Annotated in this window: 24 protein-coding genes and 1 pseudogene; 13 read left to right on the top strand and 12 right to left on the bottom strand. The window is 62.4% G+C overall.

Annotated elements, in window-relative coordinates:
• Window positions 1-13 precede the first annotated feature (13 nt).
• Window positions 14-436 carry a hypothetical protein gene (locus tag VFF99_RS00450; RefSeq protein WP_325013975.1) on the bottom strand — a complete coding sequence of 141 codons (423 nt, stop codon included), beginning with the start codon at window positions 434-436 and terminating at the stop codon, window positions 14-16.
• Between the two features lie 339 nt (window positions 437-775).
• Between VFF99_RS00450 and VFF99_RS00445 the strand changes: the two genes are divergently transcribed.
• A complete protein-coding gene (locus VFF99_RS00445; protein WP_325013974.1) occupies window positions 776-1648 on the top strand; it encodes a pirin family protein in 873 nt (290 codons plus the stop codon).
• Window positions 1649-1688: 40 nt separating this feature from the next.
• On the opposite strand, the gene VFF99_RS00440 is transcribed toward VFF99_RS00445, so the two are convergent.
• Both VFF99_RS00440 and VFF99_RS00435 read right to left on the bottom strand, forming a co-directional pair.
• A complete protein-coding gene (locus VFF99_RS00440) occupies window positions 1689-2450 on the bottom strand; it encodes a metallophosphoesterase (RefSeq protein ID WP_325013973.1) in 762 nt (253 codons plus the stop codon).
• 90 nt (window positions 2451-2540) lie between these two features.
• A complete protein-coding gene (locus VFF99_RS00435) occupies window positions 2541-3530 on the bottom strand; it encodes an SLAC1 anion channel family protein (RefSeq protein WP_325013972.1) in 990 nt (329 codons plus the stop codon).
• Between the two features lie 374 nt (window positions 3531-3904).
• Here VFF99_RS00435 and VFF99_RS00430 point away from each other — a divergent pair, with 374 nt between their 5' ends.
• Entirely contained in the window at window positions 3905-4228 is a 324-nt protein-coding gene (locus tag VFF99_RS00430) for a DMT family transporter (protein WP_325013971.1), read from the top strand.
• An 11-nt stretch (window positions 4229-4239) separates the two neighbouring features.
• On the opposite strand, the gene VFF99_RS00425 is transcribed toward VFF99_RS00430, so the two are convergent.
• The 3 genes from VFF99_RS00425 to VFF99_RS00415 form a co-directional block, all read right to left on the bottom strand.
• Window positions 4240-5205, bottom strand: a complete 966-nt coding sequence (locus tag VFF99_RS00425; RefSeq protein ID WP_325013970.1) for a GlxA family transcriptional regulator — start codon at window positions 5203-5205, stop codon at window positions 4240-4242.
• 144 nt (window positions 5206-5349) lie between these two features.
• The gene (locus VFF99_RS00420) at window positions 5350-6744 is read right to left on the bottom strand and encodes an EAL domain-containing response regulator (RefSeq protein WP_325013969.1); all 1395 of its coding nucleotides are present in this window, start codon (window positions 6742-6744) and stop codon (window positions 5350-5352) included.
• A 23-nt stretch (window positions 6745-6767) separates the two neighbouring features.
• Complete coding sequence (locus VFF99_RS00415) at window positions 6768-7427, bottom strand: class I SAM-dependent methyltransferase (protein ID WP_325013968.1); 660 nt, start codon at window positions 7425-7427, stop codon at window positions 6768-6770.
• A gap of 198 nt (window positions 7428-7625) precedes the next feature.
• Here VFF99_RS00415 and VFF99_RS00410 point away from each other — a divergent pair, with 198 nt between their 5' ends.
• The 4 genes from VFF99_RS00410 (at window position 7626) to VFF99_RS00395 (ending at window position 11578) form a co-directional block, all read left to right on the top strand.
• Window positions 7626-7868: a hypothetical protein gene (locus VFF99_RS00410; protein ID WP_325013967.1), complete on the top strand. Its 243-nt coding sequence runs from the start codon at window positions 7626-7628 to the stop codon at window positions 7866-7868.
• 64 nt (window positions 7869-7932) lie between these two features.
• Window positions 7933-8709 carry a TlpA disulfide reductase family protein gene (locus tag VFF99_RS00405; protein WP_325013965.1) on the top strand — a complete coding sequence of 259 codons (777 nt, stop codon included), beginning with the start codon at window positions 7933-7935 and terminating at the stop codon, window positions 8707-8709.
• Window positions 8710-8712: 3 nt separating this feature from the next.
• Window positions 8713-10134 (top strand): FAD-dependent oxidoreductase, encoded by a 1422-nt coding sequence (locus VFF99_RS00400; RefSeq protein WP_325013964.1) that lies wholly within the window; start codon window positions 8713-8715, stop codon window positions 10132-10134.
• A 4-nt stretch (window positions 10135-10138) separates the two neighbouring features.
• Complete coding sequence (locus tag VFF99_RS00395; protein ID WP_325013962.1) at window positions 10139-11578, top strand: dihydrolipoyl dehydrogenase; 1440 nt, start codon at window positions 10139-10141, stop codon at window positions 11576-11578.
• A gap of 23 nt (window positions 11579-11601) precedes the next feature.
• Here the strand turns inward: VFF99_RS00395 and VFF99_RS00390 are convergent, their stop codons facing one another.
• The 3 genes from VFF99_RS00390 to VFF99_RS00380 all read right to left on the bottom strand — a co-directional run bounded on the left by VFF99_RS00390 (window position 11602) and on the right by VFF99_RS00380 (window position 15379).
• Complete coding sequence (locus tag VFF99_RS00390) at window positions 11602-12504, bottom strand: transglutaminase family protein (protein ID WP_325013960.1); 903 nt, start codon at window positions 12502-12504, stop codon at window positions 11602-11604.
• Window positions 12505-12620: 116 nt separating this feature from the next.
• Complete coding sequence (locus VFF99_RS00385) at window positions 12621-14870, bottom strand: family 1 glycosylhydrolase (RefSeq protein WP_325013958.1); 2250 nt, start codon at window positions 14868-14870, stop codon at window positions 12621-12623.
• A 224-nt stretch (window positions 14871-15094) separates the two neighbouring features.
• Complete coding sequence (locus VFF99_RS00380) at window positions 15095-15379, bottom strand: hypothetical protein (protein ID WP_325013956.1); 285 nt, start codon at window positions 15377-15379, stop codon at window positions 15095-15097.
• 280 nt (window positions 15380-15659) lie between these two features.
• Between VFF99_RS00380 and VFF99_RS00375 the strand changes: the two genes are divergently transcribed.
• Window positions 15660-16385, top strand: coding sequence for a Crp/Fnr family transcriptional regulator (locus VFF99_RS00375; protein ID WP_325013954.1), 726 nt, complete (start codon window positions 15660-15662; stop codon window positions 16383-16385).
• A gap of 8 nt (window positions 16386-16393) precedes the next feature.
• On the opposite strand, the gene pip is transcribed toward VFF99_RS00375, so the two are convergent.
• Window positions 16394-17395, bottom strand: a complete 1002-nt coding sequence (gene pip / locus VFF99_RS00370; protein ID WP_325013952.1) for a prolyl aminopeptidase — start codon at window positions 17393-17395, stop codon at window positions 16394-16396.
• A 281-nt stretch (window positions 17396-17676) separates the two neighbouring features.
• On the opposite strand from pip, the gene VFF99_RS00365 reads away from it, so the two are divergent.
• Window positions 17677-17877 (top strand): type II toxin-antitoxin system VapB family antitoxin, encoded by a 201-nt coding sequence (locus VFF99_RS00365; RefSeq protein WP_325013950.1) that lies wholly within the window; start codon window positions 17677-17679, stop codon window positions 17875-17877.
• Window positions 17877-18046, top strand: a pseudogene (locus tag VFF99_RS21290) (VapC toxin family PIN domain ribonuclease); the annotation flags it as partial. The gene VFF99_RS00365 and the pseudogene VFF99_RS21290, both read left to right, overlap by 1 nt.
• 17 nt (window positions 18047-18063) lie before the next feature.
• On the opposite strand, the gene VFF99_RS00360 reads toward VFF99_RS21290, so the two are convergent.
• Together VFF99_RS00360 and VFF99_RS00355 are read right to left on the bottom strand one after the other, a co-directional pair.
• The gene (locus VFF99_RS00360) at window positions 18064-20202 is read right to left on the bottom strand and encodes a 3-hydroxyacyl-CoA dehydrogenase NAD-binding domain-containing protein (protein ID WP_325013947.1); all 2139 of its coding nucleotides are present in this window, start codon (window positions 20200-20202) and stop codon (window positions 18064-18066) included.
• Between the two features lie 35 nt (window positions 20203-20237).
• Entirely contained in the window at window positions 20238-21440 is a 1203-nt protein-coding gene (locus VFF99_RS00355; RefSeq protein ID WP_325013945.1) for an acetyl-CoA C-acetyltransferase, read from the bottom strand.
• Between the two features lie 143 nt (window positions 21441-21583).
• Between VFF99_RS00355 and VFF99_RS00350 the strand changes: the two genes are divergently transcribed.
• The 4 genes from VFF99_RS00350 to VFF99_RS00335 are packed head-to-tail and all read left to right on the top strand — an operon-like array spanning window position 21584 to window position 26082.
• Window positions 21584-22474, top strand: a complete 891-nt coding sequence (locus VFF99_RS00350; protein WP_325013944.1) for an SDR family oxidoreductase — start codon at window positions 21584-21586, stop codon at window positions 22472-22474.
• Window positions 22475-22481: 7 nt separating this feature from the next.
• Window positions 22482-24101, top strand: a complete 1620-nt coding sequence (locus VFF99_RS00345) for an acyl-CoA carboxylase subunit beta (RefSeq protein WP_325013942.1) — start codon at window positions 22482-22484, stop codon at window positions 24099-24101.
• Window positions 24102-24118: 17 nt separating this feature from the next.
• Window positions 24119-25279: an acyl-CoA dehydrogenase family protein gene (locus tag VFF99_RS00340; protein WP_325013940.1), complete on the top strand. Its 1161-nt coding sequence runs from the start codon at window positions 24119-24121 to the stop codon at window positions 25277-25279.
• Between the two features lie 5 nt (window positions 25280-25284).
• Window positions 25285-26082, top strand: coding sequence for an enoyl-CoA hydratase/isomerase family protein (locus VFF99_RS00335; protein WP_325013938.1), 798 nt, complete (start codon window positions 25285-25287; stop codon window positions 26080-26082).
• Window position 26083 lies beyond the last annotated feature (1 nt).

The following is a 26083-nucleotide window of genomic DNA, read 5'->3' as shown; positions in this document are numbered from 1 at the left end:
AGTTGAACACTACTCAGTCTCGGTACTGAATGATCGCAATCTCGACAATGCGCCTATTCTCGATGCGGGAAACGCCGCCTGCCTGGTACGCAATGCTGGGCTTCGACGTCTCGCTGATTCGGATCGCCGCATTGCCCCCAGCCCGCCTCACTTGCGCAGCAACGCGCGACAGCAGAATTCGCCGGCCGATCAGATCGTCCTGCGATTCGACGGTGGTATATCCGATGACCCGGTATTCTCCCGGCGGCGATCCATGCGTCCAGAAGTCGATATCGCCGATGCGTTCACGGGCGCCCCCGTACCCCTGCTGCGGCACGGATGCGCCTTCGTGGCGGACGATCGGTGCGGGAACACATGCTGTGAGGCCGGCGACGGCTGACAGCATTACCGCGGCTGCATAGAAACGCATGGAAGGGATTGGACGTTTGGAAGGCATCGGCTCGTCTCCGTCGTTGGGAAAGACGGAAAAGATAATGTCCAGCCGATGTACCGGACTGCCGAAGAAGCGGCCTTTCCGGCCACCGGACCTGCAAGCTCGGCCGCTCGCGTTGCATTGTCCGACATTGCTACCGCGTTGGCCGAGCTCCAATCCCGCCGCGCCCTAAGCTGGCGGTGCCTTCAAACAGGCACATCGTTCTCCATTCAACCTTCCCGGCAAAATGTCCATGAAAAATATCCTCGTTCTCTATTACTCTGCGTACGGTCGTGTCGAGATCATGGCCGAACCTGTCGCAGCAGGAGTCCGCGGCGTGACGGTGCGCCAGCGCGCCGGATAATGGCAACGCGCAAGGCCTTGCGTCCGGGGGCGACGGAACCGGACGTGGTGTTCTCTCCGGTCGTACGCGGGCAGGAATGCCTGGCAGGCGCCGGCTTCCGGGCGAAGCGGTTCTGTCAGGCGGCATTTGGCGGTCTGATGGACCCTATTCTGGCCGTCGAACATTTCGTGGAGACAGAATCGGCGTTCCGCGAGACTGCCCTCAAAGAGCTCGCCATGCTCACGCTCATGTTCGAAGACTCCGCCGGACATGCCATTTACACCGCGCCCGGTGGAGAATCCGTGCGCGTTTCACCGGGGGACATGCACTGGCTGACGGCCGGGCGCGGCTTTGTCCATCGGGAAAATCTCTCGGAAGAGGGCGGGCGAATCCACGGACTGCGCATCTTCGTCGGCCTCCCCGATTCCCGTAGAACCGAAAGCCCGTATTCGATTCACCTTCCTGCAACGGGGATGAGCCGGATCCACAGGCCCGCAATCCGCTCCCGCCATGCGAAGACGCCGGACGGTCCCGGCGACGGTCGTCTTGCGCACCAAATTTTCGCCTCAGACATCTTCCTCAACCCGCGGACGCGCCAGCAATTCATGACTCCTGCCGGATTGACAAGCTTCCTGCTCGTGGTCGACGGCGCTGTCCAGGTTTACGCCTTGGGGCGGATCGACCGTGCGGTTGCCGTCGCGGCGGGCGAGGCAGTCGCCTTCAGGGGAAGGCCGGGTGAGCCCTTCAGGTGGCGGATCCGTTCGCCTGATCCAGCGCACGTCGTAGTCCTGTACGGAGGTCCGTTGTCAGGCGAAGCCGGCTCTCAAACTGAGATCCTGCCTGATGTTCCTGCACTGAGACCGTGTGCAGCCCGGACCTCGGAAAAAGGCTGATCCAGGGGACCAAGTGCACTGTGCTGATGCCGCGTGACGCCTACAGGTCAATTGTCAGCCCGGCGTCGAAGCTCCTGTTCTCCGGAATCCCATCTCTTGCATACCCTCGCGGATTGCACAGCACTTCCGTGTCGCCCAGCATGTAGTGGTGCGTGTCGTGCGTGTGGCCGTGTATCCATAGCCGCGGCTTCCATGCCTGCACGCGTTCGTCGAGGTCGGAGACAAAGCATGCGTTCAACGGGGACTCCGCATACTTTTCGTGAATGCTCCTGCGCGAGGGCGCAAAGTGCGTCACCACCACCGTGGGGCCGTCGAACGGCGTGGCGAACATCTGGTTCAGCCAGCTGACTGATTCGTCGAACAGGCGCCTGGATTCGGCGGGCGTCAGGAGCTCGCTGCAGTGCTCGCTGCGCTTGATGCGGCGAAAGTCCCAGATCAGATCCACGGCCTGCTGCATCCAGCGCTGCTGGTCCTCTTCTTTCGGAGAAAGACGAAAGTCGCTCCACAGCGTACAACCGAGAAACCGGACACCCCCGAACGTGAGCGATTCGCGTTCCAGGATATGCACGTTCGTATTGATGGAAAGTTCACGCAGCTCGCGAATCGTGCCATCGATACTGCCTCCGTAGAATTCATGATTGCCCGGCACGTAGACGACCGGCGTAGAGAACCGGCGGGCCCATTCGATCGCAGCGAATGGCCGGGCGATGTCACCGGCCAGGACCACCAGGTCGCAGTCCGGTGCCGGCGTGGGCATGCCATGAACCGACAGGTGAAGGTCCGACAAGACAGCGATGCGCATACGTTTGCTCCTTCCCATGACGAAATGATAGCCGGGCGCGGGCACAAGGGAATTGAGATAGGCCAGCGCCCGATGCTGCGGGACAGCGATTTATCCGGCAAGCAGTTTGCCGTTGAAAAGGATGTGGAGGGTGCGGACGAAAAGCACGGCAATCGCCACGGACAGGATGAAGAGGATCACCGCGGCAATCAGGCTCAGAACCCAGGTGCCGGACACTGCCGCGTACTTCAAGGCTGCGTTTGCAAGTGCAGCGATCGGAAAGCTGATCGCCCACCAGGCCGGAGCGAACGGGACTGAGGGGCGGAATACCTTGAACGCCAGAACGACAAACATGAAGAGTCCGAAGTAGAACAGCAAGGCCGCGAACATGTCGACCTTCTGGACGATGTTGACGTAAGCGAGGAAGCCGACTTCGAACGGCGCAATGAGGATCATCAGTGAGGGAACCATGCCTGCGGGAAGGGCTTCCTTGTGCACCAGCCGGGCAAAGATGAGCGTAAAGAACACAAGTGCTACAACGGCGCCGACCGCGGCGGAAAAGAGGTTCAGCTCGGCGGCCCAGACCATGGGCATCGTCCCGCCGGCAACAGCGATGTCGAGGGTGGCCACGCCAGGAATCAGCCAGGCCGGCACTGCGTGGCCGCCATCCACATTGCCCCTGAGGAGGCGCGAGACGATGATAAAGCTCAATACGATCGTGGATATCGCGCCGATGGTCCAGATAACCTGCTGCAGCATCGCGCTGTAGTTGCCGATGACTGCGGATAGCAAAAGGATGGCAATCGTGATTGTGCCGAAGAAGTTGCCGGCAATCGGATGCTCGAACTCGGCGCGGACTGCCTGCGGATACTTTCCCCACTTGGCCAGGTAGCCGAGGCCGATTGCGATGAAGGCGAGGATTGCGATGACGCCGATGGTATCGGCGATCGCCGCGCTGGTCCCGTAAGCGTCATGGGCAAGGCGCCATGCCAGTGAAAGGCCTGCGAGACCCATGACTGAGCCAAACAGGTTGACCGGAAGATTCTTCACGGAGACGTGCTTCCCGGCGGCGGTGGCGCCGGCGGCGCTTGCAGTGTTCATATTGACATTCCTTTTCGTTTTGGCCGAATCTGATTCTTTCTCGCTTTTATCTGGCAACGCATCTCTTGGCCGTAAGTGCCGGCATTAGGACGTGCCTTGCGAAGAATTATGTAATTTATGGACGGTGGCTGACAGCGCCGCAATGTTCCACATTCGGCCAATCGTCGTTCAGATGATGCCATCGGACATGCGCGAGGCCGGATGATGAACTGGCGTGCACCGCCACGCGTCCGCTAGTCTCCATTTGCAGGAAATTTGGCCGAGAATGCCTTCCTTGAGCGTGCCCAGTTCCGGGCCGGGTCCACGACAATGCCTCACTCCAGTTTCTGTAAACCTTGCCGGCCCCTGCCGGCGCTTCACGTGGAGTTCGAATCATGTCCTGGGTATTACTCGGCATTGCCGGCATTCTTGAAATCGCGTTCGCGTTCGGCATGAAGTGGTCTGCCGGATTCACACGCCTCGTTCCGGGCCTCTTTGCCGCCGCAACGGGGCTATCCAGTATCTTTCTCCTGTCGCTGTCACTGCGCACGCTGCCGGTCGGCACCGCCTATGCGGTCTGGACCGGGATCGGCGCGGCGGGCACGGCAGTTCTCGGCATGCTCGCCATGGGAGATCCGGCGTCGCCACTGCGGATACTGTGCATCGCACTCATTCTCGGCGGCGTGATCGGACTGAAGCTGGTTTCGGGAAGCGCCTGATCCCTGTTTTCCTAGTGCTTCGACGGCGATCCGTACTCGCGACGGTAGAGGGACGGGGGCACGCCGACATGATTGATGAACTGTCTTCTAAGCTCGCTCGTGCCGGAGAAGCCGCAAGCCTCGGCGACGCGGCGAAGCGGTGCATTGGAAGTCTCGAGCATCCGTTGGGCCGCTTCCACTCGCACAATCTCGATATATTTTTCCGGCTCCATGCCGGTTGCGCGGACAAACATCTCGCGGAAATTCGCGAGACTCATGCCGGACTCCAGGGACAACTGCTCGGGACTCAACGGTTTGCCGAGATTCTCGCACAGCCAGTGCTTGACGCCTTCGACTATGCATCCTTCGCGCCGGGCGGAAGGTCGAAGTTCACGGAACTGTGCCTGCCCCCGATCCCGCTTCGGCAGGAGAACGAGCTGCCGTGCGACGTTCAACGCGACGTCTTTGCCGTAATCCTCCTCCACCAGGCCCAGGGCCAGATCCATCCCTCCGGTCTTTCCGCCCGATGTATAGAGTTGTCCATCGCGTAGCACGATCCGGTCGGGCTCGACGGCTGCCTTCGGAAAACGCGACGCGAACTGCTTCGCCTTTTTCCAGTGCGTGGTCACTCTCTTGCCGTCGAGCAGTCCCGCGGAGCCGAGAAGGAATGACCCGGTACAAATTGCCGCCACCCGGCGCGCGCCATGGGAGTGCACGGAAAGCCAGCGCACGATGGCGTCGACTTCGTCCGGTATCTGCTTCTCGGAACCGCCAGGAACAAGGATCGTGTCTATCTCGCCGAACACGTCCTGCAGCGCGGAGTCGACTTCAATTCGCATTCCATTGGAAGCATGTACCGCGGCACCGTCCGGGGATACCAGCTGGAAGCGATACGACCGGGCGTCGCCGGCGAGCAAACCGCCCTCCGCAAGCACATCGACGGGGCCGGCAATATCCAGAAGTTGAACTCCGTGATAGGCAAATACGACCACAAGCATAGGGAAGCGTTATCGTGTTATCGGACTTCCCAGTGTAGCTACCCGCGCATTGGGATGAACGCCGGTGTCCGGCTCTGCACGATGAAAGTCCGGAGCCGACACTATCGGGACGGGAAAAATCCCCCCGGCCGGTTTTGAACGCGCTCAGGCAGCGAGGGCGGCACCGGCGAATTCGGTGCGCAGGTAGGAGATGAGTTCGTCCTGCGGCATCGGCTTCGCGAAGAAAAATGCCTGTCCGACACGGCATCCCAGCGACTGGATGAACTCCAGTTCTCCCTTGGTCTCGATCCCTTCGGCGACGGTGTTGAGGCAAAGCCGGTTCGCCAGCCCGACAATGGACTCCAGGATGGCAACCGACTTTTCCTTCTCCATCATTCCCGCAACGAAGGAACGGTCGATTTTCAGTTCGGTGAAGGGAAGGGCGCTCAATTGCTGGAGTCCGGAGAATCCGGTGCCGAAGTCGTCGACGGAGATCTTGAAACCATGGGCGCGGAGCCGGCAGACCGCGCTCTCGATTCCGTCGGCATCGGATGCGGAAGCTGTTTCAGTGATTTCGATGGTCACTGAATGCGCACAGATGCCATGCTGCTCAACCTTGGTTTTCAACTGATCCGGCAGTGCGACGTTCTGCAAGGTGCGCGGAGACGCATTGATGGCCATCCCGATGTCCCATTTGTTCGCCATCCACGCTTCTGCATGGCCAAGCGAAAGGGAAAACAGGCGGTTGAAGAGCTCGTCAACGAGGCCTGTCTTCTCCATGGCCTCGATGAACACGACGGGCGAAAGCATTCCGTATTCCGGGTGATTCCAGCGGGCGAGCACCTCGACTCCCACGGGTTTGCCTGACTTCAGCTCGATCTTGGGCTGATAGTAAGGGACGAACTGTCCCGCTCGCAACGCCGATTCAAGTTCCTCGAATGTCCAGGCGCGCGGCGCCGGCGGCAAGGGGAGCTGGCTGGCGGGATCGTTCGACAGTTGCCGCTTGCGCAGCAGGTCGCCGAGCATGGCCACGTCGAGCGATTTGGGAACAAGGCCAAGGAGATTGACCTTGTACTCCTGCTCGAGCGCATCGGCGGTTGCCACCATTTCGTCGGCGAAGTCGGTCATCAGGACATAGCCGTCGATGCGCTGCTCCGGGGCATTGCGCATCAGGCATTCGCTGTCCTTGCTTACCATGTCCAGACTGCAGAGAACCGCGTCGAACCGGAAGTCGCCCGCATCCTCGAAAAGCTTCAGCGCTTCGCGGCAGTTCGCCGCGCAGACCACGTCTGTCACGCCGAGCTTCCCGAGTGCCTGCGTTACCGCTGCTCTTTGCGGGGCAACGTCATCCAGGACGAGGACCCGCATTTCGTTGAATCGCGTGAGACGGTCTCCTGCAATGTTCACCATGGCAACCTCCGGTTTCAGCGTGGACGCCGGCTCCCGTGCTGGCCCACACCGCGCAATGAATTCATTCTTACCGATGTCGGGCGAGGCTGAAAGTGACGCATCATAAAAAAGCGCGACGGTAGCGCGACATTTTCGGCCATGGCAGCGCATAGTCCTTCGTCGCGTTGCGGCACCTATCGCTTGCGGGCGAGCATGAGGCCATCCCCTATGGCCAGCAGCGATATGTCAACGCGCTTGTCCTGTTGCAGCTTGGTATTGAAGGCGCGTATTGCGGAAGTCTTCCTGTCCTCGCCGCGGCCCACCACTTTCCCGCCCCACAGGACGTTATCGATCGCAATGACGCCGCCGGCACGCAGCAGCAACAGGCACCGCTCGTAGTAGGCGTCGTATCCGCGCTTGTCGGCGTCGATGAAGGCAAAATCGTACTTTCCCGCGGCGCCCCTACCCAGTCTTTCGTCCAGGGTCTCGAGCGCCGGGCCTATCCTGAGATCAATTTTTGATGCAACGCCGGCGCTTTCCCAGTGACGTTGCCCGATGTGAATATGCCTGTCCGAAATTTCACAGGCAAGAAGGTGGCCGTCCTCCGGCAGGGCAAGTGCCAGGGCCAGGGCGCTGTAACCGGCCAGTACGCCAATTTCAATCGCGTTCCTGGCATGCAGGAGCTGGAGCAGGAACGCGAGGAACTGCGCCTGGTCCGGCGAGATCTGCATGCGGGCAGCCGGCAGGGCCGCCGCTTCCTCTCGCAGCGCGGCTTGAGAAGGGTGTTCTCGCAGGGTGTTCCGGAGAATGTAAGTGCCAAGAGCATCGTCAAGGTGCAGCGTGCGAAATGACATGGACGAACGGGCGGTTTGCGCTAGGTTAAGGAAGACCCGCATGGGATCGGGCAGGCAGAGAATGCCTCCAAACGCCTTCGTTGTGCCGCGGCTGGCGGAATCTGTCCTCAGATTGGCCAGAACTGTTAATCCGCGACACATCGTGCCGTCCACGGCTCGACCATAATTGAAAGAGATCAGCCAGCACGGGTACCGGGCATGAATACATCTCTTCAGGAAATTGATGCGGCAGTCATTGCCATTTTGCTGGCTACCGCCGTTGGCGCCATCCTGGTCACGATGGCCATGCACCGCCTTGTTTCGACCGGCAAGGCGGCAATCCAGCTGGCTCCCTGCCTGATGATGCTGCTTGCCTTGTGCGAGGTCGGCTACCTGTCTTATGTTCATCTGGTTCAGGAAGGCCCTTCGTCCACGGTGCTGCCAATTTTTTTAAAGCAATGACGGTCAATCTGAATGTGAGGAATGTGTGGAAAAGACCTTGAGTATCGGCCCACTGGCAGTGCCAATGGAATTGGCCGTGTTTTTCGTCGCGGTCATCGTTGCACTCGGCGTCGATGCTCTGTTCCGGCGTGTCCGCAAGACGCCAGGCGAGAGCCCCCTATTCACGATACTGATGGTCGCCGTCGTTGTGTCCCGTATCGCGTTCGTCGCCATGTATTTGGATGAGTACATGCAAGCGCCGTGGAAAATTCTGGATTTCCGCGACGGCGGCTTCAGCCCGGTCGCGGGCGTGCTGGCGGGAGCTGCAAGCGGGGGCTGGTACTTCATCCGGCAAATGGGCGGGCGGGCCACCCTGGTCGTTTCCATTGCCCTTGGCGCCCTTGCCTGGGCGGCCGGCACACTTGTGCTGACGGCGGAGCGGGAAGATGCCGCCGGCCTCCCGGCCGCCAGGTTCACCTCGCTCGATGGAGAGCCGCTCGAACTCGAATCGTTCTCCGGAAAACCCATCGTCGTCAACCTGTGGGCGACCTGGTGCCCGCCTTGCATGCGGGAGATGCCCGTATTCCGCGATGCCCAGGAGAAGAACCAGGACATCACGTTCGTGTTTATCAACCAAGGCGAGTCGCACGCCACGGTCTCTGCCTTTCTGCAGTCACGCGGACTGGAACTGTCCAACGTCGCGCTGGATCCGACAATGACGGCCATGCGGGACTGGAACGCCGGCGCATTGCCCACCACAGTATTCCTTGATGCGACGGGACGCATTGTCGATAGCCGGATAGGAGAGCTGTCGGCCGCTACGTTGTCACAAAGGCTCGCGGCAGTTCGGGCAGGGAATTAGGAAATGGAAAAATTCAAAGTTGACGTCGCGGTGATCGGTGCCGGGAACGCCGGGATCTCTGCATATCATGCAGCGGCCCGCCTTGGCAAACGGGCGGTATTGATCGACCGCGGCTGTGGTGGAGCAGCGTGCTCCGCAACGAGGCAGGTGGCGAGCAAACTGCTGTTTGCGGCAGCTGAAGCAGCACATTCGATCGAGGAAGCAGAAGGGGTGGGCGTCCATGCGGTCTTGCGTCATATCGATGGCAGAGCGTTGATGAAACGGATCCAGGCGGAATGCGAACGGTTCGACGCTTTCTCGCGCGATCCCGTCAGCGAAATTCCGGCTGCCGATCTCATTCATGGGCACGGCCGGTTCCTGAATACGCATTGTCTGCAGGCGGGTGAACGGATAGTCGTGGAGGCAGCGTCAGTCGTCATCGCCACGGGATCGCGCGTAGCGGTGCCGGGCGCTTTGGCCGGACTGAATGAGCGTCTGCTGACACCCGATACGCTGTTCGAACTCGATACGCTCCCTTATTCGGTGGCGGTCATCGGCGCCGGCCCGGCCGGTTTGGCGCTCGGCCAGGCCCTGCATCGCCTCGGCGTGAGGGTTGGCATTTTCGAAAGCGGATCCGGGTTTGCCGCGCTTTCCGATCCCGTCGTGCGGAACGTGGCTGCCAGGTGCGTCGGGGAAGGCATGGACGTGCGGCGCAATGTCGAGTTGCTCGATGCACGATGGGATCATGCCTCGGCCATCCTGCGGTTCAAGGATGATGACGGTCAGGAGTTCGTTGAGCGGTTTGCGTATGTGCTCATCGCCGACCGGTCAATCCCCGATGTGCACAGGCTGGGCCTCGAAAACACCGGTCTGGAACTTGATTCACGCGGCGTTCCCGCCTTCACCCGGCGCACGCTGCAATGCGGGGACAGCAGCATCTTCATGGCGGCCGGCGGCGCCTTGTCTTGCGGGCCGGGTGCGGGTGAACTGGCGGGTGGGAATGCCGCGCGTTACCCTGAAGTCCAGGAGTGCAGACAAGGCCCGAGACTGGACGTCTGCCATACCGCTCCGCAGATTGCAACGACAGGTACCACCTTCAGTAATCTTCCGAAACAAGGCTATGCAGTCGGAGAAGCGCCGCTTGACATCGTCTCGCGGAACGGAACGGGACGCCGTAGGCGCGGCGTCTTGCGTGTCTACGGCGAGATCGGTACCGGTCTATTTCTGGGGGCAGAGATGGTTGGACCAGAAGCGGGCCACATTGCCCAACTTCTGTCATGGGCCCATCGGAACACGCTTAGCATTGGCCAGATTCTCGACATGCCGTTTCACGGCGCGGCCATGCAGGAAGAATTGCGCAGCGCATTGATATCGCTGCAGGGCGCGATGGCGAAGCCGGTAACAGCTTGGTCTCCCGCGCAATCCCACTTATCCATGACGGAGTAGCGAAATGAAAAAGCTGAACGTGGATGTCGCGATCATCGGTGCCGGTTCGGCAGGAATGACTGCCTATCGTTCGGCGCTGGCGCATACCCGAAGCGTGGTGGTGATCGAATCGGGGCCGTACGGCACAACGTGCGCGCGCGTCGGATGCATGCCGAGCAAGCTGTTGATTGCCGCCGCCGAGGCGGCCCATGCCGTGGAGCAGTCGCACCGCTTTGGCATCCAGGTGAAAGGCCGCGAAATCGACGGCCAGGCGGTGATGCAGCGGGTGCGGGCCGAGCGTGACCGGTTTGCAGGGTTCGCCGTGAATGCCGTGCAGGCGTGGCCGGAAGAACACCGGCTGCGCGGCGCTGCGCGCTTCCTTTCACCGCATGTGCTGGCCGTGGACGACCAGGCTGAAGTGCACGCCGATCGAATTGTGATCGCCACCGGCTCCAGTCCGATCGTTCCCTCCGGCTGGAGAGAACACCTTGGCGATCGGCTGGTGATCAACGACGATGTATTCGAGTGGCAGGACCTTCCGTCCTCGGTGGCGGTGGTTGGCGCGGGCGTCATCGGGTTGGAACTTTCCATGGCGCTGGCGCGCCTGGGTGTGCGCGTCCGTCTGCTTGGCCGGGGTGGAAAGGTGGGGCCGCTGACCGATCCGGATCTGGTCGGCAAGGCGCGGGAAATCGTTGCGGGTGCACTGGAGTTCTCCGCCGACGCGAGAAACCTCGACGTGACGCGCGACGGCGACACTGTCGTGCTGCGCTTTACGGAAGGCGACGCGCATCGGGAGGAACGATTCGATTACCTTCTTGTTGCGATCGGAAGAAGGTCGAACGTGGACGGGCTCGATCTGCACAACGCCGGGATTGAATTGGGCGCACACGGCATACCTCCGGTGGACCGGTATACGGGCCGGGTCGGCGACAGTCACTTGTTTATTGCCGGCGACGTGACGGATGAACTGCCCTTGCTGCACGAGGCCGCCGATGACGGACGGATCGCGGGCGACAACGCCGGACGCTTTCCCGATGTACGCGTACGGCCGCGGCGCGCGCCGCTGACCATCGTCTTCACCGACCCGCAGATCGCCATTGCCGGAGAAAGCCATCGTACGCTCACCGAGCGCGAGGCCGAATTCGACACCGGCGAAGCCAGTTTCGAGGACCAGGGACGCAGCCGCGTGATGGCGCGCAACCAGGGGATGATCCGGGTATACGGTGAGCGCCACACCGGCCGCTTCCTCGGTGCCGAAATGATTGGCCCGGCCGCGGAGCACATCGGCCATCTCTTGTCATGGGCGATCCAGCAGCAGCAGACGGTGCAGCAGATGCTCGACAGCCCGTTCTACCATCCGGTCGTGGAGGAGGGCGTGCGCACGGCGCTGCGCCAGCTCAACCACAGGCTGAGGATGGGGCCGGTTCCGGTGGAACGTTGTCTGGACTGCGGGCCGGGCGGGTAAGAGCGTTCCGCTTATCCCGCAGGTCAATTGCCTTTCAGCGAAGCGCCATCGTCGATCGCGTATGACCAGACTTCAAACGTGACCGGTTTTACCGGCCCGATGTATGTCGCAAACGCTGCGTCGACAGCATCCGCGCCGTGGGCGATCTTGATGCGCCCGGGGTAGGGCCTGTTGTAGCGCGGGTCAAAGACGCGCCATGCCCCTTCGACGTAAACCTCCACGTAGGCATGGAAATCGATACCGATGTCTGAATCCGGGATGGAGGCACCGATGAGCGGCATGTGTCCGGCGACATAGCGGGCAGGAATGTCCAGCGCCCTGCACAGGGCCACCATCACATGTGCAAAATCCCTGCACACGCCGTACCCGCGCTGGAGGGCTTCGCATGCCGAGAGGGTCGGATCCCCGGACCCGTACCTGTATTCGAGATGCCGATGGGTCCAGTCACAGATTTTCTGCACCGTTTCCATCCCCTTGCCGCAGCCGAACTGCTTCGAGGCGAACGGGACGAGCTTGTCCGACTCGCAGTAGCGGCTCGGCAATGTGTAGCGAATGACATCGAACGGCAGTTTGTCCGAACTATTGTCCAATCGCGGCAGGACATGTTCATTGTTCACCGGCACGCGAAGTACCGCCTCGTGCCGGAATGTGTTTTTCCCTGGTACCAGGGTCGCTCTCAGGACCTTGTTTCCATGCGCGTCGGTCAACCGTTCCAGTGCCTCGCCGCTGCCGACCGTGATCTCTTCACTCAGGATCCTCTGGCCGGGACTGGGTGCGGGTTGGATGAGAAGCAGTATGTGCGACCGTTCTTCCGCCAGATAGGCAAGCGAACATCCGAGACGAATGGTCCGGGTTGCGTTCATTTCGGGCGCGGGCACCACTTGCGGGTGCCGATGCATCGTAGGGATCGCGGTGTGGGAGGTCATGCAGATGCAAGGATGTAGGTCGAGGATATTGGAGCACGATGTCATTCTGGGCCGGCATCGATCACGTGTCTGTTAGATGCCTGACAAACGCCCGTTACTTCTTCATCCCCATGCATTCATCCGTGGCCGACCCGTGCTGCCTGGCCCGAAAAGTCCTCCTCGCCCGCCTGCGCCTGGAGGCGCAGATAGCGCGAGACCGCATCGTCAAGTTGCGGAAGGAGAATGGCCTTCTCGGTCCCCAGCGCGCTGAACAGAGGACGCGCGGCCGCATGGCCGAATTGCGAGCATGACCGTGCCTCGAGCCGGCTGGTATCCACATTCGCCATGGACGCGGCCTTGTACGCGAGGTCCAGCCAGGTGATGGGGTCGCCGTTGGTGAGGTGCCAGACGCCTTCTTCCCTGTCGATGAGAAGGTCGAGGCAGGCGTGAACCAGATCGGGGACGTAGGTGGGCGACACGGTGGTGTCGTTGGCGGCGAGAAAGGGAGCGCCCGACCGCAAGGTGTTGAGCGCCTGCGTCAGGAAGTTGTGCGTGTCCCAGGGGCCGAAGAATGCGCTGGTGCGCACGACAAGGGCTTCGGGATACATGTCCAGCACCCGGCGTTCTGCTTCGGCCTTGCTTCTGCCATACACATTGAGCGGAGCTACCGGGTCGGTTTCGACGTAGGGTGCGTTCTGCTGTCCATCGAATACCAAGTCGCTCGAGAAGGTCAGCAACTGCACCCTGTGCCGTATGCAGGCAATGGCGAGCAGCGACGGGCCAAGCGCGTTCTCGCGGAAGCAGCGTTCGACGTCCTGCTCCGCGTCGTCCACGCGGACGTAGCCGCCGGCATTGATGATCGCCCACGGCCGGTACCGCGCAATCGCCCGCTCAACCGACGCGGGATCCGCTATGTCCATCTCCTGCCGGTTGACTAGCCGGCAGGCAAGGTTACGGGTCTGGCAAATGCGGGCAAAGGCGCTGCCGAGGGTGCCCGTGGCGCCGGTGATCAGGATCGGCTGCACGTGACTTGTCCTGTCGTGCAGAATATCCGGCGTGAGGGCGGCGATCGCAGCGCTGTTGGCGACCGGCGGGCAAAGGAAGCGGCCGGGGCGCCGCCACCAGCCCTGCCCCTGGAGCACCGGGTGGGACAAAGGACGCCCTGCGGAGAGCTCTCGCATCAGTTCGGCAACCGCTGTGGCACGCGGCTTGGGCGAGCGGACGTCGTACGGCCCGGGTTCGTAATAGCCTTTGCATTGCGTCACCAGGCAATTCCAGTCATACGAACCCAGCAAGGCCCAGACCGTTACTGCCCGGATATCCACCCCGCCGCGCCGGACATCCTGTGCAGCGCTCCAGATCTCGCGCAGCCAGCGCAGCTGGTCTTCGCGGTTCGCGTCTATGTGCGCTTCGGTGACGGCCAGGGGCAAGCCGTAGCGGTCCCAGGCTTCCTGCAACAGCGGCCCGATGCCGGGCGTCGGTGTGGCCACCGCGCACGCGGCATGGATGTCGGCATGATGGCTTCCCCGGTAGCTGCCCACATATTCCTGCGGATATCGCTCGACCCGCTGGTCCAGCCAGCGCTCGCTCGTGATGTAGTAGTTGACTCCGATGACATCCGGCGGGCAGCGGTTGTCCCGGAACCACAGGAACTGCGATGCCTCGATGCCCGTCTCGAGGAGGTAATCCCAGAGAGGGTGTGCTTCATCCACCTTCCCGCATAACAAGTCCCAGCCCAGCCATCGCCGCTCGTTATAGAAGGCCGCCAATCCAGACATTTCCGATGTGCTGTAAGTTTTACCGAGATCGTCGGTCTGGACCAGCTTGGCATCTGGATTGACTTCACGAATGGCACGCATCGAGAGGACCACTGCACGGCACTGATTCAACAGGGCCTGGATGAAGCTGCGCTCGTCTCGCCCGTGCGGATACCACACCCCGTACAAGCCGCTGAAGCGGGCGGTCGTCAGGGGTTCATTGACCGGTGTGTAGTACGCGAGCCAGGGATAGCGCCGTGCGACGGCGCCTGCAAATTCAGCCAGGCCCTCGGCAAATCCGGGGTCGACGAGGCTGGTATGGCGCGGCCCGCTGCCGTGATGGACAAGACCGGCGATCGGCGTGATGCCGAGCTTTTGCAGGCCCGGGAGACGTTCGTCGGGCCAGGACCAGTCCGCGCTCGCCAGGCCGTCAGGGGCCGTGCGCTCCCAGAGCACCGGATACCGGATGGCGCGAATGCCCAGGGAAGCGAACCGTTCGAGGTCGTCCCCGCGGGTGGCGTGGCCGTTTCGCTCCATCTGGCTGAAATAGTCGTCAAGTACACGATTGACCGTGCATTCGAGACCGCCCCAGAGTTCGATGGAGAGGTCCTTGGTTCGTTCTTTATTCATGTTTTTTCGGGGGAGGGGAATTAAGAGCCGTGCATTCACGCAGCAACTGGCACGGCGGGGAGGCGAGCACTTTCCGTTGCAATCGTCGTGCCAATGGCGGCATGACGGAGGGGGCGACTAGTATTGCTTCCGGCGACCGGGGGGGTGGCGGTTTGTTGTATCAGGCCGCGAACCAACATGACAGGCGCAAGTTCCTGCGCCGGTCTCCAACGATGGTTCGCAGCTCATCCATGGTGGTCGCCGACGCCATAGTTCATGTTGTTCCAGTCGATGGCTTCCCCGGTCTCTAATTCAACGGTGCCGAATGGACCCGGATCTGACTGGCGCGCATACTCGTAAACAAGGCGCGCGGCATGAAGGTTGTGTGCGTACACGGCATAGGAGCCGAGTATCCATGGACGGGCGACGCCCTTGAACGGGATTTTCGGGTCCATAAGTACGAGATCGAAGATCAGCCTGAGAGAGATTCTTGCGCGTACAAACAAGAGCTTCTGTTCGATACGCGACATATGCGCGCGATTCTGCCAAAAAAGTCACAGGAACTTTTTATGCCTGTGCTCGGACATTTTCGTCATTTTTGAACATATGACTTCGCTTCCTGTCACATTCGATACACAGTGTCGCGGCCGCGGGTTTCAGGTCCGCCTATCCTCTTTCAGCGTTGGCGCAGGCATTCCGTCTGCCTTTCTCCCTGCAAAGGCCTGTACCGGGGTCGAAAATTCCCGCTGACATCTTTTTTCCTCGGCGCTTGTTTCCGATTGTTGTTTCTCAACCCAACAAGGAAACGTCATGCCTGTCACCCTTGCCGAGGCGCGCTTGTGCGCAAACCGGTTGCTGTCCCGCCTGTCCGACGAGCATTACGCCCCACTATGCAAAAAGCTGGAGAGAGTGCATACGAGCGTGAAGCAGGTACTGCACGAGCGGAATAATTGCATCCCCTATGTCTACTTTCCTTGCAACGCCGCGATGTCCAATATCGTGGGGTTTGAAGACGGAACGGTCATCGAGGTGGGCACCGTCGGCAATGAGGGCTTCAGTGCCCCGGAGTTGCTCGCCCGTGCATCGCGGGCGACAGAAACCTCGATCTGCCAGATAGAAGGCCATAGCATGCGCATGAGCGCACGCGACTACCTGCATGCTATAGATGGCGATACCGCGCTTCGCCACGTCAGCGAGTGCTATCTGCAGGGCTACCTGTCCCAAGTCTCACAAACGGCAGCCTGCAACCGGAGGCACACGCTCGAATCGCGTTTTGCACGGTGGCTGCTGCTCACGCATGACCGGGTGCAGGGACGTGAATTCATGCTGACGCAAGAGTTTCTGGCCGACATGCTGGGGGTAAACCGGCCGAGCGTGAGCCTGGCGGCGGTGGCATTCCAGAAGGATGGGCTGATACGTTACCGTCGCGGCCACATGGCGATACTGGATCGCGCCAAACTCGAAGTCGTCTCTTGTGAATGCTATGCGTGCGTGAACGCCCAGTTCAGGAGAGTGTTGGACACTCCTTATGGCTGAACCAGGGCTTAAACCGGGCCCGATGCCTCCAGCATCTGCGCATCGAAGCGCCGTTCCCGCTTGAACTGCTCCAGCGCCTGGATCAGCTTGCAGCGAATGGCGGGTTCGGCAGGCGAATGGCCGGCCTCGGCCGCGATATGCAAGACCGAGCCGGGCCACGCGCGGTGAACACGGTAAGCGGACTCCGGCGGGGCGATCACGTCATGGCCGCCTTGCACCATCATGAGCGGGAGATGCGCGATGCGCTCGATGGTGCGGACCAGCTGGTCTTCTTCCAGGAACATCCGGTTCCGGAAATAGAAGGCATCCAGTCTCCCCACGCCCAGTACCACCGGATCGTTTTTCGCCGCTTCCTCCACCAGCTGCGGATCGTGGCGCAGCAGCGAGCACGCCTCGGCGTACTTGAACCAATACCTTGCCGCCTCCATGCGCGCGTCTTCATCCTCGCCGAAGAGGCGGCGCTCGTACGCGGCGAGGAGGTCTGTCCTTTCCTCTTCAGGCAACCAGCAGACGAAATCGGCGTGGGCCTTCGGGAAGAAGCGGCGCATGCCGTCGAAGAACCAGTCGATCTCGCCTGACGTGCCGAGGAAGACGCCGCGCAGGATCAGTCCCAGGCACCTGTCCGGACAGGTCTGGGCATAAGCGAGCGCGAGCGTCGTGCCCCAGGAGCCGCCTGCCAGCAGCCATTTTTCCACGCCCAGCATCTTGCGCAACACTTCCATGTCGTCGACGAGAAGCTGCGTGGTGTTGGCGCGGACCTCGGCCAGCGGGGTGGAGCGGTAGGCGCCGCGCTGGTCGAACAGGATGATGCGATAGGAATCCGGATCGAACCAGCGGCGCTTTTCCGGCGAGGCGCCGCCGCCCGGGCCGCCGTGCAGATAAACGACCGGAATGCCGTCGGGATTGCCGCATTCTTCCCAGTAGATGGTGTGCAGCGCATCTACCGGCAGCATGCCGGTACGGCGCGCTTCTATCGGAGGGAACAGGGAAAAGTCAGAAGGAGCGTTCATGATTGCGGGGGAGAAGTCGTTGAATGAAACTTGCGAGTACCTGTCGCTCCGACAGCGGCGCGGCGAGAAAGATCAGAAGTTCTCTCCACCGACAGGCCGGCGCCGAATTAATGCTGCATCAAATCCCGATGAACAACCTCCTGCGCAAACTCGATACTTCGACATTGCATACCGCCAACTCTGACAGGATATCGAACAACAGCGCAACTATCCGGCCCACGATCTTGTATAGATGTCGAAAGCGATGCGCAATATCATCAACATTGAAGCAAGGAGCGCGCATGAGGACGACAGTCACGATCGAAGACGAGTTGTATGAGAAGGCCCTGGAGATGGCCGATCCGACCATGGACAAGGCGGATCTGTTTCGTGAGGCGATCAAGACGTTTGTGCGGGTGCAAGCCGCCAAGCGTTTGGCAGCTTTGGGCGCTACGATGCCGGAGATGCAGGACGTACCACGCCGGCGTGCAGAGCCAGCGTGATGAGGAGCGTGCTCATTGATACCTCGGTCTGGGTCGACCACTTCCGGCAACGCAATGATTCGCTGGTAAATTTGCTCGGCCTGGACTTGGTACTGATGCACCCCCATGGTTTTGGTGGAACTCGCCTGCAGGACACCGCCGGCACCACGCGCGCAGACGCTCAAGGACCTCAGTCCGGCCTACGAACTAGAAAGCCTCTCCGCCGGCGGCACGCTCCAGCAACAGCGCCGGGGGTGCGAATCGGTCCCCGTAACGGCTGCGCAGCTGTTCCGCACGTTCGGCAAACTTCTTCACCCCGACGTGGTTCACGAACTGGATGGCGCCTCCCGTCCAGCCGGGGAATCCGATGCCGAAAATCGAACCGATGTTGGCATCGCGCGTGGATTCCAACACCCGCTCTTCCAGGCAGCGTATCGTTTCGATGCTCTGGATGTAGAGCAAGCGGTCGCGCACTTCCTCGACAGGCAAGGCATTCGTCCCGCCGAAATGCTTCTGCAGCTCCGGCCAGAGGTATTTCTTCCCTTCGCCGACGGGATACTCGTAGAATCCGCCGCCGGCGGCTTTTCCGCAGCGCTTGAACTCGTTGACCATGCGTTCCACGATCGCTTCCGCCGGGTGCGCACGGTACGGTTTTCCCTCGGCGGCAAGGTCGGCTCGGGTCTGGTTCATCACATGCAGGGACAGGGTGAGCGCCACCTCGTCCTGGACCGCAAGCGGGCCGACGGGCATGCCAACCGACAAGGCCGCGTTCTCGATCAATGCCGCAGGCACGCCTTCGCCGAGCATGGCAATACCTTCGTTCACAAAGGTGGCGAAGACGCGGCTGGTAAAGAAGCCGCGCGAGTCATTGACCACGATCGGCAGCTTGCCGATCTGTTGCACGTAGTCGTAGGCGCGGGCGAGCGTCTCTTCCGAGGTCTTGGCGCCGCGGATGATTTCCACCAGTTGCATCTTGTCGACCGGGGAGAAGAAGTGCAGGCCGATGAAGCGAGACTGGTCGGTGGATGCCTGCGCCAGCCCGGTGATCGGCAGGGTCGAGGTATTGGACGCCATGACGCCGCCCGGCGCGAGAAACTGCTCCGCCTCCCTGGTGACTGCTGCCTTGAGCTCGCGCTTCTCGAAGACGGCTTCGATGACGAGGTCGCATCCGGCCAGGTCCTGCGCACTGGCCGCCGGCTGGATCAACGCGAGGGTTTCCTTTGCTCTCGCTTCGGTCATCTTGCCGTTGCGCACGCGCTTTTCCAGCAGACGCGCACTGTATGACTTGCCTTTCTCCGCCTGCTCCAGCCCGACATCCTTCAACACGCACGGGATCCCGCGGCTCGCGTTGGCCCAGGCGATGCCCGCGCCCATCATCCCGGCGCCGAGGATGCCCACCTTGCCGGCCTTCCATTTCGGGATGTCGCGCGGACGGCTCTTGCCGGCGCTGACTTCCTGCATCTGGAAGAAGAAGGTGCCGATCATGTTCTTGGCGACCTGGCCTGTGGCCAGCCGGGTGAAGTAGCGTCCCTCGATCACGAGCGCGTTGTCGAAGTCCACCTGCGCGCCTTCCACCATCGCACAGAGGATGGCTTCGGGAGCGGGGTAAAGGCCGCGCGTTTTCTCGCGCAGCATCGCCGGTGCCGCCATCTGCATCGGCAGCAGCTTCGGCGTGTTCGGCGCGCCGCCCGGCATGCGGTAGCCCTCGCTATCCCATGGCTGCTTGGCTGCGGGATTGGCCGCGATCCATTCGCGGGCCTGCGCCAGCATGTGGTCCTTGTCCGTGGCAAGCGCATGCACGAAACCTTTGTTCAAGGCTTCCTGCGGCGGCATGCGTTTGCCCTCGACGAGATAGGGCATGGCTTCCTGCAGGCCGAGCAGGCGCACGGTCCTGATCACGCCGCCTGCGCCGGGCAACAGTCCCAGCGTCACTTCCGGGAAACCGAACTGGATCTTGGGGTTGTCGAGGCTGATCCGGTAGTGGCAGGCCAGCGCCAGTTCAAGCCCGCCGCCCAGCGCGCTGCCGTTCAGGGCCGCCACTACCGGGCAGCCAAGCTTTTCGAGGCGCCGCAGCACCGCCTTGTTCTGTTCGACCATGCGGAAGCACTCTTGCGCGCCATCCGCGGGGATCGCGATCAGCTCGCGCAGATCGCCGCCGGCAAAGAAGGTGTCCTTGGCCGACGTGATGACGACACCCTTGATATTGCCCCGCTCCTTCTCCAGCCGTTCCAGCGTCGCCGCCAGCGCCTGCTGGAACGCCGCGTTCATCGTATTGACCGGCTGGCCCGGCATATCGATGGTCAGGGTAATGATGTTGTCGCCGTCGGCTTGCCATTGAATGCTCATGAGGTTTCTCCGCTGAATATCCGCTTAATGTCCACTTATACGCGCTCGATGATGGTGGCGATGCCCATGCCGCCGCCCACGCACAAGGTGGCGAGGCCGCGGCGCAGATTGCGCGCTTCCAGTTCGTCGATCAGGTTGCCGAGAATCATGCAGCCGGTCGCGCCCAGGGGATGTCCAAGGGCGATCGCACCGCCGTTGACGTTGATCTTTTCTTCCGGAACGCCAAGGTCTTTCATGAAGCGCATGACGACCGAGGCGAAGGCTTCGTTCACTTCGAACAGGTCGATGTCGCCGATGGAAAGCCCGGCTTTGGCCAGCGCCTTGCGCGTGGCGGGAGCGGGGCCGGTGAGCATGATGGTCGGGTCGCTTCCGGTGACGGCGGCGCACACGATGCGGGCGCGCGGCGTAAGGCCCAGGCGCTTGCCCGCGGCTGCGCTGCCGATCAGCGCGAGCGCCGCGCCATCGACGATGCCGGACGAATTGCCGGCGGTGTGCACGTGGCGAATGCGCTCGACCTGCGGGTATTTGCGGATGGCGGCGGCATCGAAGCCCATCTTCCCCGGCATTTCAAAGGAGGGCTTCAAGGAGGCGAGCGTCTCCATCGTGGTATTCGGCTTGATGAATTCATCCTCGGCCAGCACGACGATGCCGTTCGCATCGCGTACCGGACGGATTGATTTGAAGCGGCCGGCGGCGCGCGCCGCTGCCGCCTTTTGCTGCGAGCGCAAGGCGAAGGCATCGACATCTTCGCGGGAGAAGCCTTCCAGGGTAGCGATCAGGTCCGCGCCGATGCCCTGCGGCACAAAGTCCGTGCCGAAACTCGTTTCGGGGTCGGCTGCCCAAGCGCCGCCGTCCGATCCCATCGGTACGCGCGACATCGACTCCACGCCGCCCGCCACCACCAGTTCTTCCCAGCCGGACCGCACTTTCTGCGCCGCCAGGTTGACCGCTTCCAGACCGGATGCGCAAAAGCGGTTGAGCTGGAATCCCGATGCCTTCCAGTCCCAGCCGGCTGCCAGCGCCGCGGTCTTTGCAATGCACGCGCCCTGGTCGGCGACCGGGGTCACGCAGCCGAGAACGACGTCATCGACCTGCGAGGTGTCGAGGCGATGGGCGGTTTCCAGTTCCCGCATCAGCCCGGTCAGCAGGCTGACGGGCTTTACGGCATGCAGGCTGCCGTCTTTTTTTCCCTTGCCGCGCGGGGTGCGGATGGCATCGTAGATATAGGCTTCGGTCACAGCGGTCTCCTGTGTAATGGGTTTTGTCGGGGTTTGTCGAATCATAAATCGGAGCACTTTACAAAGCAATTGCTTGGTTAGTAGAATGGCTCGAACGAGGCTGCGGCGGCCGTGAGCGATTGCATTATTTCCAAGGAGAAGCAATGAAGTATCGATCGGTATTCCGGCCGGGCCTGTTCGCCGGACAGGTCGCCGTCGTGACCGGGGGAGGCTCGGGTATTGGCAGATGCACCGCGCATGAACTCGCCGCGCTCGGCGCGCGTGTTGCGCTGATCGGCCGCAACGCAAGCAAGCTGGAATCCGTGTGCGCGGAAATTGCGGACGCCGGCGGTATCGCCACCGCCCATCCTTGCGATATCCGGGAAGAGGAAGCGGTCCGGCAAACCGTGGCTGAAGTCCTCGCCGCGCATGGCCGTATCGACGCCCTCCTGAACAACGCGGGCGGGCAGTTTCCCGCCGCGCTGCGCGACATCTCCTTGAAGGGTTGGGAGGCGGTCGTCCGCACCAACCTCACCGGCGGCTTCCTGATGGCGCGCGAATGCCTCCAGCAATGGATGCAGGACAAGGGCGGCGCCATCGTCAATATCACGGCCGACAACTGGGGAAGCATGCCGGGCATGGGGCATTCCGGCGCCGCACGCGCAGGCATGGTGAGCTTCACCGAAACCGCCGCGATGGAATGGGCGCCGTACGGCGTGCGCGTGAACGCGGTCGCGCCGGGTTACGTCGCTTCGAGCGGCATGGATGCCTACCCGCCGGCCATGGCGCCCTTGCTGCGCAGCGCCGCCGACGGCGTGCCGCTGAAGCGGATGGCGACCGAGGCGGAGATTTCCGCGGCCATCGTCTTCCTGCTGTCCGAGGCGGCGTCGTTCATCACCGGCACGGTGCTGCGCGTCGATGGCGGCAGGCCGCAGATGCGCGCGGGCTGGCCGCAGATGCAATCCAAAGAGGGAATGGATCGGCCCGCTGTGCGGCCCTTCCAGGGATTCCCGCTCGCCCGACCACCCAAGGTTCTTCAATCCGACGAAGGGTAAACCTCCCATGGCCGTCATCGAATCCAGAATTGCCACGGGCAGCGAGCAGTTTGCGCAGAACCGGGCGGCACTGTTGCAACAGATCGAGCGCCTGCGCGCCCTTGAGCAGCGCACCCGCGATGCCTCGGCGGCATCGAAAGCCTTGTTCGACAAGCGCGGGCAGATGCTGCCGCGCGCACGGGTGGCCCGGCTGCTGGACACCGGCGCACCTTTCCTTGAACTGTCCACGCTGGCCGGCTATATGCTGGACTCGCCCGATCCGGAAAAAAGCATACCCGGCGGCGGCGTGATCGCCGGAATCGGCTATGTGCGCGGCGTGCGCGCGATGATCGTCGCCTCCGATGCCGGCATCAACGCCGGGGCGCTGAAGATGGCCGGCCTCGACAAGATGCTGCGCGCGCAATCCATCGCGCTGGACAAGAAACTGCCCTTCATTCATCTCGTCGAGAGCGCCGGCGCAAACCTGCTCGAATACCGGGTCGAACATTTCATCCACGGCGGAAGCGTGTTCTACAACCTCGCCCGCCTGTCTGCCGCAGGCCTGCCGGTCGTGACCGTCGTGCATGGCTCGTCCACGGCCGGCGGCGCGTACATGCCGGGCCTGTCGGACTATGTCGTCATGGTGCGCGGCCGCGCGCGTGCCTTCCTCGCCGGCCCGCCGCTCCTGAAAGCGGCTACCGGGGAGATCGCGACCGAGGAAGAGCTTGGCGGCGCGGACATGCACGCCACCACATCCGGCCTGGCGGAATACGTGGCCGAGGATGATGCGGATGCATTGCGTATTGCCCGCGACATCGTCGCCGCCCTCGACTGGAACAGGCAGTTGCCCTACGCACCGCCACCGTTCGAGGAACCGCGCTACGACGCCGAGGAACTGCTCGGCATCATGCCCGCCGACCCGAAGAAACCGGTGGACATGCGGGAAGTCATCGCGCGCATCGCCGACGGCTCCGACTTCCTCGAATTCAAGGCCGGCTACGGCCCGGCCACCGTGACCGGCCATGCGTCGGTGTACGGCCAGCGGGTCGGCATCGTGACCAACAACGGCCCCATCGATCCCGCCGGCGCGACCAAGGCAACCCACTTCATGCAAGCCTGCTGCCAGTCCGGCACGCCCTTGCTGTTCCTGCAGAACACCACCGGTTTCATCGTCGGCAGGGAATCCGAGCAGGCCGGGATGATCAAGCATGGCTCGAAGATGATCCAGGCGGTATCGAGCGCGAATGTGCCGCGCATTACCGTCATGTGCGCCGCCAGTTTCGGCGCGGGGAACTACGGCATGTGCGGCCGCGGTTACGAGCCCGATTTCGCCTTCAGCTGGCCGAATGCGCGCACAGCGGTGATGGGCGCGGAGCAGGCGGCGGACACGATGGCGATGGTGATGGAAGCCGGCGCCGCGCGCAAAGGCCAGCCGGTGGACGCCGGGATGATCGCCGGGCTCAAGCAACAGATCATTGCCACCTTCGAGCGGCAGACCAGCGCGTTCTACACCTCCGCGCTGCTGCTGGACGACGGCGTGATCGATCCGCGCGATACGCGCAAGGTGGTGGGGATGTGCCTGTCCGTGTGCGAGGAGGCGAACCGCCGGCAGGTTCGCCCCGTGCAGTTCAGCGTTGCAAGACCTTAACGATAAGAGGAGACATCATGCAATTCACCCAGGAGCACCAGGAGCTGCAGCGCAGCCTCAAGCGTTTCATTGATACCGAGATCAATCCGCATGTCGACGAATGGGAAGAGGCCGGCATTTTCCCGGCGCACCAGGTATTCAGAAAAATGGGCGAACTGGGCTTCCTCGGCCTGTGCAAGCCGGCGGAGTACGGCGGACTCGGCCTCGACTATTCCTACTCGGTCGTGATGGCCGAGGCGCTGGGCCATATCCACTGCGGCGGCATCCCGATGGCCATCGGCGTGCAGACCGACATGTGCACCCCCGCGCTGGCGCGCTTCGGTTCGGACGCGCTGCGCCGCGAATTCCTCGCTCCTGCCATCGCCGGCGAGACGGTCGGCTGCATCGGCGTATCGGAGGCATCGGGCGGTTCCGATGTCGCGGCAATCAGGACGACCGCGCGCAAGGATGGCGGCGATTACGTGATCAACGGCAGCAAGATGTGGATCACCAACAGCCTGCAGGCGGACTGGATCTGCCTGCTGGCCAATACCTCCGAAGGCGCGCCGCACCGGAACAAGACGCTCATTATCGTGCCGATGAAAACCAAGGGCGTGAGCATCGCCAAAAAGATTCGCAAGATCGGCATGAATTCCTCCGATACCGGCCTGATCTACTTCGATGATGTCCGCGTCCCGCAGCATCATGCGATCGGCGAAGAGGGCATGGGCTTCACCTACCAGATGATGCAGTTCCAGGAAGAACGCCTCTGGTGCGCGGCCAACGCGCTGCAGAGCCTGACCAATTGCATAGACTGGACCGTGGAATGGGCTCGCGAACGCCAGATGTTCGGCGGACGCCTGCTGGACAACCAGTACGTCTACTTCCGGCTGGCCGAACTCAAGACCGAAGTCGAGTCGCTGCGCGCCTTGACCTACCGCGCCTGCGAACTCTACGTCGGCGGGCAGGACGTCACCGAGCTGGCATCGATGGCCAAGCTCAAGGCAGGGCGCCTGCTCCGGATCGTGCCGGACGCGTGCCTGCAATTCTGGGGCGGCATGGGCTACACCTGGGAAAACCTGGTGTCGCGCACCTTCCGCGACGGCAGGCTCGGCTCCATCGGAGGCGGCGCGGACGAGGTCATGCTCGGCATCATCGCCAAGACCATGGGCATCCACCCCGGCAAACAGGCAAGGTGAACACGATGGCAGCCACGCTCGAACTCCGGCGCGCGGGGGCCGCACTCCACGTGACGCTGAACCAGCCGCAGTCCCGCAATGCGCTGTCGGCGGAAATGGTGGCCGAACTGCAGGCGGTGGCAGCGGAATGTGCCGCGGATGCGCACCTGCGATGCGTCGTATTGCGTGGCGCCGGCGGCAACTTTTGCGCAGGCGGCAACCTGGCGGATTTCCAACGGCTCATGCGCATGCCGCGGGAAGGAGCCGTCGATCCGATTGCAACCGCCAACCGTGAATTCGGCCGGATGCTGCAAGCCTGGCATGCACTGCCGCAGGTAGTCGTTGCCGTGGTGGAGGGCGCTGCAATGGGCGGGGGTTTCGGCCTTGCCGCGATCAGCGATATCTGTCTGGCCGAGACATCGGCGCAGTTCGCGATGCCGGAGACCAGCCTCGGCCTTCCGCCCGCGCAGATCGCGCCCTTCGTCGCCCTGCGGATCGGACAGGCCGCAACCCGCCGCCTCGCCCTGACGGCTTCCCGTATCGGCGCGCAGGAGGCGCGCGCGGCGGGGCTGGTCGATGAGATCCACGAGGGGCCGGACGCCCTTGCCGAAGCGCTGGGCAAGACACTGCGTGCGGTGCTGCGCTGCGCACCCGGCGCCCTGCGCTCCACGAAGGCGATTGTTGCGCGCGCCGTGGATCTCGATCAAACGCTCGACTTTGCAGCGGGAGAGTTTGCGCACGCCCTGCGAGGCGGTGAAGCGGCCGAGGGTGTACGCGCATTCGGCGAAAAACGCAGCCCGGCCTGGGTTGAACAACCGGCGTAAC

The organism is Noviherbaspirillum sp. (assembly GCF_035654295.1).
In the GTDB taxonomy this organism is placed as follows: Bacteria; Pseudomonadota; Gammaproteobacteria; order Burkholderiales; family Burkholderiaceae_D; genus Noviherbaspirillum.
This window is presented reverse-complemented; position numbering and strand designations above follow the sequence as displayed.

Bases quoted from the DNA above. Each gene is read 5' to 3' on its own strand.
- VFF99_RS00450 (WP_325013975.1), bottom strand. From the start codon at position 436: ATGCCTTCCAAACGTCCAATCCCTTCCATGCGTTTCTATGCAGCCGCG.
- VFF99_RS00445 (WP_325013974.1), top strand. From the start codon at position 776: ATGGCAACGCGCAAGGCCTTGCGTCCGGGGGCGACGGAACCGGACGTG.
- VFF99_RS00440 (WP_325013973.1), bottom strand. From the start codon at position 2,450: ATGCGCATCGCTGTCTTGTCGGACCTTCACCTGTCGGTTCATGGCATG.
- VFF99_RS00435 (WP_325013972.1), bottom strand. From the start codon at position 3,530: ATGAACACTGCAAGCGCCGCCGGCGCCACCGCCGCCGGGAAGCACGTC.
- VFF99_RS00430 (WP_325013971.1), top strand. From the start codon at position 3,905: ATGTCCTGGGTATTACTCGGCATTGCCGGCATTCTTGAAATCGCGTTC.
- VFF99_RS00425 (WP_325013970.1), bottom strand. From the start codon at position 5,205: ATGCTTGTGGTCGTATTTGCCTATCACGGAGTTCAACTTCTGGATATT.
- VFF99_RS00420 (WP_325013969.1), bottom strand. From the start codon at position 6,744: ATGCGCTGCCATGGCCGAAAATGTCGCGCTACCGTCGCGCTTTTTTAT.
- VFF99_RS00415 (WP_325013968.1), bottom strand. From the start codon at position 7,427: ATGTCATTTCGCACGCTGCACCTTGACGATGCTCTTGGCACTTACATT.
- VFF99_RS00410 (WP_325013967.1), top strand. From the start codon at position 7,626: ATGAATACATCTCTTCAGGAAATTGATGCGGCAGTCATTGCCATTTTG.
- VFF99_RS00405 (WP_325013965.1), top strand. From the start codon at position 7,933: ATGGAATTGGCCGTGTTTTTCGTCGCGGTCATCGTTGCACTCGGCGTC.
- VFF99_RS00400 (WP_325013964.1), top strand. From the start codon at position 8,713: ATGGAAAAATTCAAAGTTGACGTCGCGGTGATCGGTGCCGGGAACGCC.
- VFF99_RS00395 (WP_325013962.1), top strand. From the start codon at position 10,139: ATGAAAAAGCTGAACGTGGATGTCGCGATCATCGGTGCCGGTTCGGCA.
- VFF99_RS00390 (WP_325013960.1), bottom strand. From the start codon at position 12,504: ATGACCTCCCACACCGCGATCCCTACGATGCATCGGCACCCGCAAGTG.
- VFF99_RS00385 (WP_325013958.1), bottom strand. From the start codon at position 14,870: ATGAATAAAGAACGAACCAAGGACCTCTCCATCGAACTCTGGGGCGGT.
- VFF99_RS00380 (WP_325013956.1), bottom strand. From the start codon at position 15,379: ATGTCGCGTATCGAACAGAAGCTCTTGTTTGTACGCGCAAGAATCTCT.
- VFF99_RS00375 (WP_325013954.1), top strand. From the start codon at position 15,660: ATGCCTGTCACCCTTGCCGAGGCGCGCTTGTGCGCAAACCGGTTGCTG.
- pip (WP_325013952.1), bottom strand. From the start codon at position 17,395: ATGAACGCTCCTTCTGACTTTTCCCTGTTCCCTCCGATAGAAGCGCGC.
- VFF99_RS00365 (WP_325013950.1), top strand. From the start codon at position 17,677: ATGAGGACGACAGTCACGATCGAAGACGAGTTGTATGAGAAGGCCCTG.
- VFF99_RS00360 (WP_325013947.1), bottom strand. From the start codon at position 20,202: ATGAGCATTCAATGGCAAGCCGACGGCGACAACATCATTACCCTGACC.
- VFF99_RS00350 (WP_325013944.1), top strand. From the start codon at position 21,584: ATGAAGTATCGATCGGTATTCCGGCCGGGCCTGTTCGCCGGACAGGTC.
- VFF99_RS00345 (WP_325013942.1), top strand. From the start codon at position 22,482: ATGGCCGTCATCGAATCCAGAATTGCCACGGGCAGCGAGCAGTTTGCG.
- VFF99_RS00340 (WP_325013940.1), top strand. From the start codon at position 24,119: ATGCAATTCACCCAGGAGCACCAGGAGCTGCAGCGCAGCCTCAAGCGT.
- VFF99_RS00335 (WP_325013938.1), top strand. From the start codon at position 25,285: ATGGCAGCCACGCTCGAACTCCGGCGCGCGGGGGCCGCACTCCACGTG.